This window comes from Citrobacter sp. CFNIH10 (assembly GCF_002934585.1).
Lineage (GTDB): Bacteria > Pseudomonadota > Gammaproteobacteria > Enterobacterales > Enterobacteriaceae > Citrobacter_A > Citrobacter_A amalonaticus.
The window spans coordinates 160,907-174,472 of record NZ_CP026213.1; the positions used below are offsets into that span (position 1 = coordinate 160,907).

Here is a 13,566-nt window from a genome sequence, read left to right on the forward strand (position 1 = left end):
CGGGTCGTCATGCCGCGGACCACCCCCCCAAAAAATTCCACAATGCGGAATGGCGGAATTTTCTGGGGTTCCCGCTTACCCCCCCGTTCTGGACGCCATGCTGGCCGTTATCATCCGTGACGCCAGAAAGATTGGGCAGAAAAAACGGCTCCGCTCGCTGAAGGATCTGGATAAATCTGCATTGGCGCTCGCCAGCGCATGTTCGTACCTGCTGAAAGAAGAAACACCGGACGAATCGATTCGTGCTGAGGTGTTCAGCTACATCCCAAGGCAAAAGCTGGCTGAAATCATCACGCTTGTCCGTGAAATTGCCCGGCCCTCAGACGATAATTTTCATGAAGAAATGGTGGAGCAGTACGGGCGCGTTCGTCGTTTCCTGCCCCATCTGCTGAATACCGTTAAATTTTCATCCGCACCTGCCGGGGTTACCACTCTGAATGCCTGTGACTACCTCAGCCGGGAGTTCAGCTCACGGCGGCAGTTTTTTGACGACGCACCAACGGAAATTATCAGTCGGTCATGGAAACGGCTGGTGATTAACAAGGAAAAACATATCACCCGCAGGGGATACACGCTCTGCTTTCTCAGTAAACTGCAGGATAGTCTGAGGCGGAGGGATGTCTACGTTACCGGCAGTAACCGGTGGGGAGATCCTCGTGCAAGATTACTACAGGGTGCTGACTGGCAGGCAAACCGGATTAAGGTTTATCGTTCTTTGGGGCACCCGACAGACCCGCAGGAAGCAATAAAATCTCTGGGTCATCAGCTTGATAGTCGTTACAGACAGGTTGCTGCACGTCTTTGCGAAAATGAGGCTGTCGAACTCGATGTTTCTGGCCCGAAGCCCCGGTTGACAATTTCTCCCCTCGCCAGTCTTGATGAGCCGGACAGTCTGAAACGACTGAGCAAAATGATCAGTGATCTACTCCCTCCGGTGGATTTAACGGAGTTGCTGCTCGAAATTAACGCCCATACCGGATTTGCTGATGAGTTTTTCCATGCCAGTGAAGCCAGTGCCAGAGTTGATGATCTGCCCGTCAGCATCAGCGCCGTGCTGATGGCTGAAGCCTGCAATATCGGTCTGGAACCACTGATCAGATCAAATGTTCCTGCACTGACCCGACACCGGCTGAACTGGACAAAAGCGAACTATCTGCGGGCTGAAACTATCACCAGCGCTAATGCCAGACTGGTTGATTTTCAGGCAACGCTGCCACTGGCACAGATATGGGGTGGAGGAGAAGTGGCATCTGCAGATGGAATGCGCTTTGTTACGCCAGTCAGAACAATCAATGCCGGACCGAACCGCAAATACTTTGGTAATAACAGAGGGATCACCTGGTACAACTTTGTGTCCGATCAGTATTCCGGCTTTCATGGCATCGTTATACCGGGGACGCTGAGGGACTCTATCTTTGTGCTGGAAGGTCTTCTGGAACAGGAGACCGGGCTGAATCCAACCGAAATTATGACCGATACAGCAGGTGCCAGCGAACTTGTCTTTGGCCTTTTCTGGCTGCTGGGATACCAGTTTTCTCCACGCCTGGCTGATGCCGGTGCTTCGGTTTTCTGGCGAATGGACCATGATGCCGACTATGGCGTGCTGAATGATATTGCCAGAGGGCAATCAGATCCCCGAAAAATAGTCCTTCAGTGGGACGAAATGATCCGGACCGCTGGCTCCCTGAAGCTGGGCAAAGTACAGGTTTCAGTGCTGGTCCGTTCATTGCTGAAAAGTGAACGTCCTTCCGGACTGACTCAGGCAATCATTGAAGTGGGGCGCATCAACAAAACGCTGTATCTGCTTAATTATATTGATGATGAAGATTACCGCCGGCGCATTCTGACCCAGCTTAATCGGGGAGAAAGTCGCCATGCCGTTGCCAGAGCCATCTGTCACGGTCAAAAAGGTGAGATAAGAAAACGATATACCGACGGTCAGGAAGATCAACTGGGCACACTGGGGCTGGTCACTAACGCCGTCGTGTTATGGAACACTATTTATATGCAGGCAGCCCTGGATCATCTCCGGGCGCAGGGTGAAACACTGAATGATGAAGATATCGCACGCCTCTCCCCGCTTTGCCACGGACATATCAATATGCTCGGCCATTATTCCTTCACGCTGGCAGAACTGGTGACCAAAGGACATCTGAGACCATTAAAAGAGGCGTCAGAGGCAGAAAACGTTGCTTAACGTGAGTTTTCGTTCCACTGAGCGTCAGACCCCTTATCCGTTTCAGTTTGCCATGATCGCATTCAATCACGTTGTTCCGGTACTTAATCTGTCGGTGTTCAACGTCAGACGGGCACCGGCCTTCGCGTTTGAGCAGAGCAAGCGCGCGACCATAGGCGGGCGCTTTATCCGTGTTGATGAATCGCGGGATCTGCCACTTCTTCACGTTGTTGAGGATTTTACCCAGAAACCGGTATGCAGCTTTGCTGTTACGACGGGAGGAGAGATAAAAATCGACAGTGCGGCCCCGGCTGTCGACGGCCCGGTACAGATACGCCCAGCGGCCATTGACCTTCACGTAGGTTTCATCCATGTGCCACGGGCAAAGATCGGAAGGGTTACGCCAGTACCAGCGCAGCCGTTTTTCCATTTCAGGCGCATAACGCTGAACCCAGCGGTAAATCGTGGAGTGATCGACATTCACTCCGCGTTCAGCCAGCATCTCCTGCAGCTCACGGTAACTGATGCCGTATTTGCAGTACCAGCGTACGGCCCACAGAATGATGTCACGCTGAAAATGCCGGCCTTTGAATGGGTTCATGTGCAGCTCCATCAGCAAAAGGGGATGATAAGTTTATCACCACCGACTATTTGCAACAGTGCCGTCCAGCGGATATCAGCGCTGAAAGATGATGGCTGAGCGTGGAGGCAGGAATCTCAAGGTGCTTCTGCAGTTCGCCAACCGGCAGGCCTTCATGACCCGCCCTGACCAGCTCCCGGTATATGCTGAGACGTGTCGGGTGGCCCAGTTCTCGAAGTGCGTTTGCAGCAGTGTTTAAATCCATAATACCTCCTTTATCTATATTTCCAGAATAATAGAAATATAGCCTGCGTCAATCGTTTCTGCCGTGAGGGTACCGCTTTCCCAATCATGCTCTGTCCGCCAGGTTATGGGGGGCAGAGCCAGAGCACTACCGAAATCCTTGCGAATACCCGTGCAGGGAATAATTTCCGCCCCCTTTATGGCCGGAAAAAAAACTGATAAACGTCGCCTTTTCAGAAGGTTGCTTTCTTAACGTGGTTTTTCGCATGGTTGGACCTCAGACCCCATATAGGCAGCGCTAAGGGCAATCCGTGGGTACAGGATATTAACCACCGCGTTACTTTGTGGTTGCCCTGGCGGATAGGCTTTGTACGAGGAGGGAACCATTCTATTGCCAGCGGCGTTCTGGCCGGTGAGGGTGAGGTAATACCCGATACGGTTTATGATATGCGGTATTTGCTCGATATTGTCAGCACTGACGGGTATTACTGGTACATGAGCGGGAAGATCTGCGAGAGAGTCAGTGACTACCGTACAGCCGCCTTTTTTGAAATAGGCCGCCTGCTTACACTGTGATTCCTTCAAAATATCTCAACGAAATTTCCCGACACCTGTTTAAGCTATCTTGCTGATATTTCTGTTTTTCGATTTTTGCCGGCGCGATGCCGGCGACGTTGGCCAGCTGCCCCGTGCGCGATACTGAGATCAGTTTCTTTGAACAAAAAAAACCGCCTTTCGGCGGTCAGTATTCAGTAGCTGGAACGGTAGTCTCTCCCCCGATTCCAGCGGTCTTGCCAGTGTTCGAGGAATGATTCAGCGAGCTTAGGCATGTTCCAGATCACCACCGCATTCTCCGAGTTTTTCGTTTCGGCCGCTTTGGTGAAATTAAAGCTGCCAGTTTCAACGGTCACATTATCCACGATGATCACCTTGTCATGCTGGATAGGGAAATCACTGTCAGTACGCAAAGGGATGCCGCTGTTCGCTATGTAGTTCATGGCCGCAATGCTGGCGCGCCCCGTATTGCCCCTTTCATCAATTACGATTTTCACATCAACTCCCCGTTTTTTGGCTGCTACCAGTGCCTTCATAATATCCGGGGCGGTAAAAGAATAAGCCATCATCCGTATCGAGGTTTTTGCGGAGTCAATGGCGCTCAGGACGAGAACGCGGGCGCTTCCTTCAGGCGAGTAGCCAACCTGAACGGATGGTTCCACCGCAAAGGCGGGCAGGGCGGCTGTCGTAAATGCTGCGGCCAGAAGCCAGGTTGCTAAGTTTTTCATTACAGGCTCCCGTTCACACACTGCATTTTATATTCAGGGTCAAAATAAATTTCTTTGATTTTCCGCTTTTCCATATGCACCACAACGTCAATGGTGGAGTAGAGCATTCGCATAATATCGCTCATATCGAGCATACGGCCGATAGGGGTCGCCTTGATAAGCAGCCCAATACGGTTAAAGGCATCGCGCGCAGAGTTAGCGTGCGTTGACATAACACCGCCTGGATGGCCGGTATTAAGTGCTTTAAGATAATCCCACGCAGCATCATCCCTAAGCTCAGTCATGATGATACGGCCCGGTGTCAGACGCATACAGGCTCGCAGGGCATCAGTGGCGCTGACGCGGCCGATCTTTCCTGCATCGCCGTACATCATATAAACGGCTTCTACAACGTGATCGACCGTGACTTCGTGAACGTCCTCTAAAATAATTACACGCTCGTCTTTATGTAGCGATTTTAACAGCGCGCGCGTGAGTACCGTTTTCCCCGACCCGGTTTCACCGCAGATCACGATAGTGCGTTTCTTCTCAACGGCGGTTTGCAGGAATGCGGGCCATTTTTCGCTGCTGTGCAGCTCTTTAAGGAAAAAATCATCATCCGTTAGGCTTTGCTTGCTGCCGGTAATCTTCCGGCAGTCACTGAAAATCCCCTCGCTGGTCAGCTGCTCCAGATTTTTATCGGCCGCCAAATCCTTACGAAACGCTACGGCCGTTGTACCGTCAATCACCGCAGGGGGCAGACAGATAACGCCCCTGATCCCGCCAGGCAGGATCACGTCATTAATGGCCTGCATGGTCAGCTTGTTGCTGCTCACCAACGATTTAGCAAGGTTCCTAATAAAATCTGCCGTAATTGCCGCGTTCTGCACAACCCTGCGGCCGCTGAACGTATCACAGATAACTTCCTGAAAGCAGTTAATGCGAATTTCAAAAACAGTAGGATCTTCTAAATACTCGCGCAGTGGGCCAAGTTGATAGAAAGCTGCATCAGTCATGATTACTCCTGAAGAAAAGCGGGCGCTAAGCGCCCACTTTTTTAGTTGTCTGCGAGCGTATAAACGCCGCTGAAATCGAGGTCGCGGGCAACAAAAATGCTCACCGCATCACCCTGCTGATCGTAGAGGGTAGGGGGGATAGACATGTAAGAGCGAAGTGCTTCAGACGCCAGCTGCTCACCGCTGTTTTCTGTGCTGTTGTACTGAATGTTATTACTCTGCGTCTGGTTAACCAGCGCCGTTAAGGTGTCAGAGAACAACGAAATCATGATCGCACCACGCAGACGCTCCCACATATGGGTATCCACCTGGCCCGGAATCCCCGCGCTGCCGAGTGAGTTCGTTCCGGCACTGTCAATATTAACGATTGTCCCGTCCTGGTCATTGCGGATACGCTCCCAGAGAACAAACACGCGCGCCTGGCCGTCTTTGATACCACCGGTAATCTGCCCGTCAACCCATGAGCCTTTATCAATCAGCCTAACGAGTCCATCAGCTGAGTAAACGTCCTGTGAAACCCGGCAGGAAACCTGACCCGGAACAGTGGTATCCAGCTCGGTGCCGGTACCACAGGGGATCATTTTGCCTTTCGGAACAGTCAGGCTGGGATTAGCCATGACTCCAGCGCGGCTAGCCTTCAGCCTTGCAGGAGTCAGGTTTTTAGCGAGTGCTGAACTACCTTCGCTTGTTTCGTTGTCCTGGGGCTGCACTCCGGGACTATTGCTTGTAGCCGCCTGATTAGTCTGGGCCAGCTCGCCGCCCAGACGACGCTGCATAGCCAGTTCTTCAGGCGAAGGTTCTTTACGCTTATTAGAGGTACGCGCGGCGGTATTGCTGCTGCCCGCATCTGCATCTGCCTGTGCGGCAGCCTGCACAGCACGGGCATCAGTGGCGCTATTCTGCGCAGTTGCAGGTTTATTAACATCAGGATCGCTGTTAAAGCTGTAGTTTGGCAGTGTATTGGCCTGTTGCGCTTTACCACCGTCTTTATCAGCTTCAGCTTTAGCCGGGGTGCGAATTTTACCCATGACCGTAATCCCGATGAATACCAAAGCAAGCAGCGCCATCAGTATGACAAAGGCTTTCATACCAGGAGCCGAACGGCGGTTACTGCCTTTAAATCCGCCACGCTCGCTTTCAAATTCACCGTCTCCGGTGTTTTCATCGAGTTCCTGATCTACATCGACACTTTTACGGGCCATCAGTTATCCTCCCCAATTTGAACCCTGCGCACATCCGGGGAAGCCGTACCGGTTGCTACCGCACCGGCGCCCGGCGCGAAATTATTATTACGAACGCCAACGACTTTATCGCCCAGACGAATACGCCACTCTTTAGCGACGGTTTCCACCTCGATGATGTTGCGGTTCTCACCCACAACATGAGAGTTAGGCAGCGTTTCTTTGCCACTGGCCGAGATCATGTAGACCTGCGGTAACTCCGCATTGGCCGGAAACTCAAACCGGGTAAAGCGGTAGTTATCCCAGACGTGAACCGGCTGGATGCTGCGCATTTCAGGCTGTTCGCTCATTACGTACTGATAGTTCTTCGCCCCCGCAAAAGCCGTCTGCTTCAGCTTCTGCGTAATGCGTTTTTTATCAGCCGCGCTTTTGGCTTTTTCCTGCTGCTCAAACGGATATTCATAGGTCAGCTGAAGAACGGCCTGGCGCACAGCCCACGGCGTTTCAATAAAGGATTTTGATACCGTACCGTCTGCATTTTTCTTCGTTTCTTCACCGATGAAATGGAGGACGATGTTATAGGTGCGCTTATCGGTGACGATCACCAGGTTGGTATCACTCATGGCCTGTTTCGGCTTCACAAAAAAATGGTTCATTTTGTGCGCAAACGTCCAGCTTTCAGAATCGCCAAAAGCATGAGTGATATAGGTTTCGTCAGGCGCGACAACAATGTGGGTAGCCACACCGGCGATAGCGTCAATTTTGACCACATTAACAGGGTTATAAACAACGCTTTTAATGCGATAGTCATAAGGAGAATTGCGGCCAACCTCAAGCGCCATAACGTTAGTGGCCGCGCCTCCCAGGACTGACAAAACGACTGCTGAAAGAAGTAGTTTTTTCATGGGGCAGCCCTCAGTTAACTTCAGGGTTGACGCGATAACTCGTCACGCGGAAACCCAGCGGGTTGACATAACGCTGCTCAGCATTCATCGCCAGCGATTTATATTCATACCCCATAATGGCAATCCAGCGCTGCGGCTGATCATCAACGGGATTGCTGCGCACGCGGCGAACCGTAGTAAAGCGTATCGTTGCTACGCCGTGCGGTTTATCGAGGATCACAGAGTTAATCTTCACGCGGGTCGTTTCACTGTCGCCCAGAACCTTATCAAGACCGTTGCGGCCCTTGAACTTGCTCTGGTAAGACTCTGCCACGTTCGGCGTGGACATTAAGCCAACGGCCGTATAGTCGACCTGAACTGAATAGAAGTCATAGCTCTCACGGTGAATGACATATTGTGTCAGCCAGAACTTATCAATTTCGTCACCATAAGAGGTCTGGTCGCGGGTCAGCTTGACCTGCTGTACTTCGTGAGTGGCCTCGTTGAGCGTTAGCAGATGTGCGGGGATTGGCTGGCTGTACTTATGCACCACGTAACCAACTAAAGAGAGTGCAAAAACAGTTACCACCGCTGAACCGGTGGCAACCATCCAGGCGGTACGCCGGGACTTCAGCACTTCATCCATCAGATCAACTTCAAGCCCTTTACGGCTTTCGTTGAACTCTTTAATGGCTTCACGTGTAAGCCCTGTTTTTTTATTAGCTTTCATTTGCACCACCTTGCGTATCAACCGGGATTGTTTTGTTTACTGGAACGGTGTTGCTCCAGTCCGGCTCCGGTGGCGGTTTATGCCCGCTGGAACAGGCGCTAATCAGAAGAACTCCCATAAGCAATAAGCTGCGCATTACGGCATCCATTATCGGTTGTTGAACGTACTAATTATAATAAGTCGCCGAAATTGCAATTTCAACGACTTTTGTTTTAATTTTATGCAGCCTTCTTCCCGCGACTGCCCCTTGCCTTACCACTTAAATTAGAACCACTGCTTCCTCCGCTGTTGCTGCCACTTCCTCCACCTGCCGATTGCTGGCCGCCGCCACTGTTACCGCCTCTGAACGCATTACCGCCAAACATGCCGTGGCTGCCCATATTGCCAAGCGCCTGCATGGAAGAACCCGTAGAGCGTGCGGCGTCAGCAACTCCGGCGCTGATACCGCTACCCCAGCTGGCGGCAATTTGCGGAATCTGGAACAGAACGAAAACGGAAATGACCGTCAGTAATAAGGCGGAGATAGAACCAGTGATTGATGAGTAAGCGGCATCAGAGTTCATCGAGGACAGGAGGTTGTCGAACATCTGCATGATGAAACCAAACACGAGCGCAAGAATGACGACGACAAGGCCATAGTTAATGACCGACGCCAGCCAGCGAGCAAAGATGTTTTTTGTCGCTCCCCACAGCAGGCAGAAGATTGCAATCGGGCCAAAACAAAGCGTAACGGCCAGAAGGATCTTAGCCATGATCACAAAGCCCGCACCGAGGCCGCCCAGCACAACGGTAGCAATCATCATAATGCCGCCAATGGCATACGCGGCCAGGCCGCTCGATGAAAACACGTCTGCGGCTTCCCATGCGGTGTTGACGATCTTGATACCTTTTTCAATACCGCTATCAATAATCGCCGGTACGCCACTTGCACCGACTTTATTAGGGGCAGACAGTATCCCGGCAAAATCATCCGGCAGGTGAAGCGCCACGTTGACCAGTTCCTGTTGATACCAGCCGCCCGCCGTTGCAAAGCTCAGGATAAGGGCTATGGAAAGATACTCTTTAATCAGCGAACTCAGGCTGTCGCCCGCCCCCGGATTAAACGCTGAGTACATCCCCTGAACCATCAGCTTGATTGTCAGACAGGTGGCAATCAGAGGCGTTACATCAGAGATAATGGTGGCAACATTGGCGCTCACCATTGACGTAATCGCCCCGTCTACTTTTGCGAAAATGTCTGCGACTAGGGTGAATGCCATATTGCCTCCTTACTCCTAAATTTTCGGTGAATTGATTTCGCCGTCTTTTTTGCCGAACACAAACAGCTGACGATCGGCTTCGCGCGCGTTTTTGCAATCAGGTTTCTGAAGTTCATCCGCGTCTTTCTTGCATTCCTGAATTGTTGCCTTGCGCTCTTTCTCATGTTTTTTGTACCACTCCACGTCATGCGAGGCATCGCAGGCCACCAGGAGGAAAGGGATAACAAGCAGTAGTTTTTTCATAATTACCTCAGTTAATTGAAGGTGACGCGGTAACGTCCCCGCCGGTTCCAAAAACAAAATTGTGGGTGGCACGTTCTTTCTGCGCACGTAATAGCTTGTCCTGTGACTGCTGCAACATGTTCATCAGATTCAGCTTCGCCTGCTCACCCTGAATAGCACCCTGTGACGTCTGGATACGGGCCTGTAAGTCAGCAATCGATTTCAGGTCTGGAGTCGTTTTAATCTGCTCCGTCAGCTCCTGCATATCGGTTAGTTCCTGCATCTGGTTGTTGTAGGCTTTTTCTGCCATAACGCGGTCATAAGCGCCTTTTTCAGCCAGCTTTTTGTTCATGTAGGTAATTGCTTCGCTGGGCGTCATGTCGTCAACTTCCGCATTAAACTGGCCCATCATGCTGTTAACTGAAGGCGTGACGGAAGAACTGGAGTTCATGGCGTCGCTGTAGATCTCCTTCCAGTTGTCCGGCAAATTATTTGCCAGCGTGCTGGTAGACGTCCCCAGCAGATCGCCCAGGTTGGTTGTCTTTGCCATCGACTCATACATATTTTTCTGCGTTTGCAGCTGGCTTTTAAGCTGCTCCAGCTGCTGCGCCATTTGCTGAAGCTGCTCGACCTGTTTAGCCAGCTCAGTAGGGTTGGTCACGATGATGCCTGCGGAAGCGCTTTGCGCGCCTCCCAGAATCAGGCCGGTGGTCAGCAATACTGCCGTCAGTGTTTTTTTCATGGTGTTTTGCCTCGTTGTTAAGCCGTCAGGCGCCAGTATTCTTTGAGCCATACTTCAGGGTCATTACCGAGCCGTTCAACCAGCTCATGCGCAATTTCGGCGTTTTGTGGTTCACCGGACAACACGCTAAGAACGTTGTCCATTGTCTTAATATCTGCATCAATATCGTCGCTGTTGCGAGGGTAGAGATTGAAAGAAGCAATCGCAGACTGTTGCCCTTGTTTAACCAGGAACTGTCTGGAGTGTTCGGTAATCGACATCAGCGCGTCGTATTCAGCATCAGTAAGGAAGGCATAATCCTCTCGGATAGCTTCCGGATCGCGCAGGCAGATTTTTGTGACGGTCTGCGACATGATCGTGCGGCCAATACGGCTGGACAGCGCATCGTTCGGCTCCTGCGTGGCAAACACATAGATAGCGTCTTTCTTACGGTCAGTTTTGATACCACGCTTAACTTCACGCTCGATAACCGGATCGTCAAGGTAGGCGTGGAACTCGTCAAAGCACTGAATGACGCGGCGTTTGCCGTCGATGGAGTCACGTACCCGGTACAGAAGGTACATCATGAGCGGAGTACGGGCCGGGCTGGATACTTCCTCTTTGGCTGCGATAAACTCGGATAAATCGAAGCCAAAAAGGCACTGTTGCAAATAGTCGGTGGTGATAAACTTATCATCCCCTTTTGCTGATGGAGCTGCACATGAACCCATTCAAAGGCCGGCATTTTCAGCGTGACATCATTCTGTGGGCCGTACGCTGGTACTGCAAATACGGCATCAGTTACCGTGAGCTGCAGGAGATGCTGGCTGAACGCGGAGTGAATGTCGATCACTCCACGATTTACCGCTGGGTTCAGCGTTATGCGCCTGAAATGGAAAAACGGCTGCGCTGGTACTGGCGTAACCCTTCCGATCTTTGCCCGTGGCACATGGATGAAACCTACGTGAAGGTCAATGGCCGCTGGGCGTATCTGTACCGGGCCGTCGACAGCCGGGGCCGCACTGTCGATTTTTATCTCTCCTCCCGTCGTAACAGCAAAGCTGCATACCGGTTTCTGGGTAAAATCCTCAACAACGTGAAGAAGTGGCAGATCCCGCGATTCATCAACACGGATAAAGCGCCCGCCTATGGTCGCGCGCTTGCTCTGCTCAAACGCGAAGGCCGGTGCCCGTCTGACGTTGAACACCGACAGATTAAGTACCGGAACAACGTGATTGAATGCGATCATGGCAAACTGAAACGGATAATCGGCGCCACGCTGGGATTTAAATCCATGAAGACGGCTTACGCCACCATCAAAGGTATTGAGGTGATGCGTGCACTACGCAAAGGCCAGGCCTCAGCATTTTATTATGGTGATCCCCTGGGCGAAATGCGCCTGGTAAGCAGAGTTTTTGAAATGTAAGGCCTTTGAATAAGACAAAAGGCTGCCTCATCGCTAACTTTGCAACAGTGCCAGCTGCGGGCCGCTCCCGCCGCGAAGGACGTGCTCGACGCCATCGAGGTGCTGCGCGGCATGAACAGCGACAACGCCCGCAAGGTGCCCGCCGACGCGCCGACCGAGTTCATCAAGCCGCGCTGGCAGAAGCTGGTCATGACCGACACCGGCATCGACCGGCGCTACTACGAACTGTGCGCGCTGTCGGAGATGAAGAACGCGTTGCGTTCCGGCGACATCTGGGTGCAGGGGTCGCGCCAGTTCAAGGACTTCGAGGACTACCTGGTGCCGCCCGCGAAATTCGCCAGCCTCAAGCAGGCCAGCGAATTGCCGCTGGCCGTGGCCACCGACTGCAACCGGTACCTGAACGACCGGCTGACGCTGCTGGAAACACAGCTTGCCACCGTCAACCGTATGGCGACGGCCAACGAGCTGCCGGACGCCATCATCACCGAGTCAGGCTTGAAGATCACGCCGCTCGACGCGGCGGTACCCGACACCGCCCAAGCGCTGATCGACCAGACGGCAATGATCCTGCCGCACGTCAAGATCACCGAACTGCTGCTGGAGGTGGACGAATGGACGGGCTTCACTCGGCATTTCGCGCATCTGAAATCGGGCGACCCGGCCAAAGACAAGAACCTGTTGCTGACCACGATCCTCGCCGACGCGATCAACCTGGGCCTGACCAAGATGGCGGAGTCTTGCCCCGGCACGACCTACGCCAAGCTGGCTTGGCTGCAAGCCTGGCACATCCGCGACGAAACCTACGGGGCGGCGCTGGCCGATCTGGTCAACGCACAGTTCCGCCATCCCTTCGCCGAGCACTGGGGCGACGGCACCACCTCATCGTCGGACGGCCAGAACTTCCGCACCGGCAGCAAGGCCGAGAGCACCGGCCACATCAACCCGAAATACGGGAGCAGCCCAGGGCGGACGTTCTACACCCACATTTCTGACCAGTACGCGCCATTTCACACCAAGGTCGTGAACGTCGGCGTGCGCGATTCGACCTACGTGCTCGACGGCCTGCTGTACCACGAGTCCGACTTGCGGATCGAGGAGCATTACACCGACACGGCGGGCTTCACCGATCACGTCTTCGCCCTGATGCACCTCCTGGGCTTCCGCTTCGCGCCGCGCATCCGCGACCTGGGCGACACCAAGCTCTACATCCCGAAGGGCGACGCCGCCTATGACGCGCTGAAACCCATGATCGGCGGCACGCTCAACATCAAGCACGTCCGCGCCCATTGGGACGAAATCCTGCGGCTGGCCACCTCGATCAAGCAGGGCACGGTGACGGCCTCCCTGATGCTCCGAAAGCTCGGCAGCTACCCACGCCAGAACGGCCTGGCCGTGGCGCTCCGCGAGCTGGGCCGCATCGAGCGCACGCTGTTCATCCTGGACTGGCTGCAAAGCGTGGAACTGCGCCGCCGCGTGCATGCCGGCCTGAACAAGGGCGAGGCGCGCAATGCGCTGGCCAGGGCAGTGTTTTTCAACCGCCTGGGTGAAATCCGCGACCGCAGTTTCGAGCAGCAGCGCTACCGGGCTAGCGGCCTCAATCTGGTAACGGCTGCCGTCGTGTTGTGGAACACGGTCTATCTGGAACGGGCTGCGCACGCGCTGCGTGGCAACGGCCATGCCGTTGATGACGCGCTGTTGCAGTACCTGTCGCCGCTCGGTTGGGAGCACATCAACCTCACCGGCGATTACCTCTGGCGCAGCAGCGCCAAGATCGGCGCGGGCAAGTTCAGGCCGCTACGACCGCTGCAACCGGCTTAGCGTGCTTTATTTAATGAGATGGTCACTCCCTCCTTCCCAGTACTATGC

The 13,566-nt window shown here is 53.4% G+C and carries 12 protein-coding genes and 4 pseudogenes; 4 read left to right on the plus strand and 12 right to left on the minus strand.

Annotated elements, in window-relative coordinates:
* Positions 1–85: 85 nt before the first annotated feature.
* Positions 86–2,197, plus strand: a pseudogene (locus tag C2U53_RS02735) (Tn3-like element Tn3 family transposase); the annotation flags it as partial.
* A 19-nt stretch (positions 2,198–2,216) separates the two neighbouring features.
* On the opposite strand, the pseudogene C2U53_RS02740 reads toward C2U53_RS02735, so the two are convergent.
* A pseudogene (locus C2U53_RS02740) lies at positions 2,217–2,777 on the minus strand (IS6-like element IS26 family transposase); the annotation flags it as partial.
* A 64-nt stretch (positions 2,778–2,841) separates the two neighbouring features.
* Positions 2,842–3,021: pseudogene (locus C2U53_RS02745) on the minus strand (ArsR/SmtB family transcription factor); the annotation flags it as partial.
* Positions 3,022–3,347: 326 nt separating this feature from the next.
* Here C2U53_RS02745 and C2U53_RS30665 point away from each other — a divergent pair.
* Positions 3,348–3,575: a DUF6710 family protein gene (locus C2U53_RS30665; protein ID WP_042345711.1), complete on the plus strand. Its 228-nt coding sequence runs from the start codon at positions 3,348–3,350 to the stop codon at positions 3,573–3,575.
* Positions 3,576–3,748: 173 nt separating this feature from the next.
* Here the strand turns inward: C2U53_RS30665 and C2U53_RS02755 are convergent, their stop codons facing one another.
* The 10 genes from C2U53_RS02755 to C2U53_RS02800 all read right to left on the minus strand — a co-directional run bounded on the left by C2U53_RS02755 (position 3,749) and on the right by C2U53_RS02800 (position 11,005).
* Entirely contained in the window at positions 3,749–4,282 is a 534-nt protein-coding gene (locus C2U53_RS02755) for a phospholipase D family protein (protein WP_000792636.1), read from the minus strand.
* Positions 4,282–5,277: an ATPase, T2SS/T4P/T4SS family gene (locus C2U53_RS02760; RefSeq protein WP_000128596.1), complete on the minus strand. Its 996-nt coding sequence runs from the start codon at positions 5,275–5,277 to the stop codon at positions 4,282–4,284. The genes C2U53_RS02755 and C2U53_RS02760 overlap by 1 nt, the downstream gene beginning before the upstream one ends.
* Positions 5,278–5,318: 41 nt before the next feature.
* Positions 5,319–6,479, minus strand: coding sequence for a type IV secretion system protein VirB10 (gene virB10 / locus C2U53_RS02765; RefSeq protein ID WP_000101710.1), 1,161 nt, complete (start codon positions 6,477–6,479; stop codon positions 5,319–5,321).
* Entirely contained in the window at positions 6,479–7,363 is an 885-nt protein-coding gene (locus tag C2U53_RS02770) for a TrbG/VirB9 family P-type conjugative transfer protein (protein ID WP_000735066.1), read from the minus strand. The genes virB10 and C2U53_RS02770 overlap by 1 nt, the downstream gene beginning before the upstream one ends.
* Before the next feature lie 10 nt (positions 7,364–7,373).
* Entirely contained in the window at positions 7,374–8,072 is a 699-nt protein-coding gene (locus C2U53_RS02775; protein ID WP_000646594.1) for a virB8 family protein, read from the minus strand.
* Positions 8,062–8,220, minus strand: a complete 159-nt coding sequence (locus C2U53_RS30670; protein ID WP_012561180.1) for a hypothetical protein — start codon at positions 8,218–8,220, stop codon at positions 8,062–8,064. Before C2U53_RS30670 ends, C2U53_RS02775 begins: the two co-directional genes overlap by 11 nt.
* A gap of 70 nt (positions 8,221–8,290) precedes the next feature.
* On the minus strand, positions 8,291–9,331 hold the full coding sequence (locus C2U53_RS02785) for a type IV secretion system protein (protein WP_001749958.1): 1,041 nt from the start codon (positions 9,329–9,331) through the stop codon (positions 8,291–8,293).
* Positions 9,332–9,346: 15 nt separating this feature from the next.
* Positions 9,347–9,574 (minus strand): IncN-type entry exclusion lipoprotein EexN, encoded by a 228-nt coding sequence (eexN, locus tag C2U53_RS02790; protein ID WP_001749959.1) that lies wholly within the window; start codon positions 9,572–9,574, stop codon positions 9,347–9,349.
* 7 nt (positions 9,575–9,581) lie between these two features.
* Entirely contained in the window at positions 9,582–10,295 is a 714-nt protein-coding gene (locus tag C2U53_RS02795; protein WP_001749960.1) for a type IV secretion system protein, read from the minus strand.
* 17 nt (positions 10,296–10,312) lie between these two features.
* Complete coding sequence (locus tag C2U53_RS02800; RefSeq protein ID WP_172740552.1) at positions 10,313–11,005, minus strand: AAA family ATPase; 693 nt, start codon at positions 11,003–11,005, stop codon at positions 10,313–10,315.
* Between C2U53_RS02800 and C2U53_RS02805 the strand changes: the two genes are divergently transcribed.
* Together C2U53_RS02805 and C2U53_RS02815 are read left to right on the plus strand one after the other, a co-directional pair.
* Entirely contained in the window at positions 10,996–11,700 is a 705-nt protein-coding gene (locus tag C2U53_RS02805) for an IS6-like element IS26 family transposase (protein WP_001067855.1), read from the plus strand. The genes C2U53_RS02800 and C2U53_RS02805 overlap by 10 nt on opposite strands.
* A gap of 51 nt (positions 11,701–11,751) precedes the next feature.
* Positions 11,752–13,518 (plus strand): annotated as a pseudogene (locus tag C2U53_RS02815) (Tn3 family transposase); the annotation flags it as partial.
* Positions 13,519–13,566 lie beyond the last annotated feature (48 nt).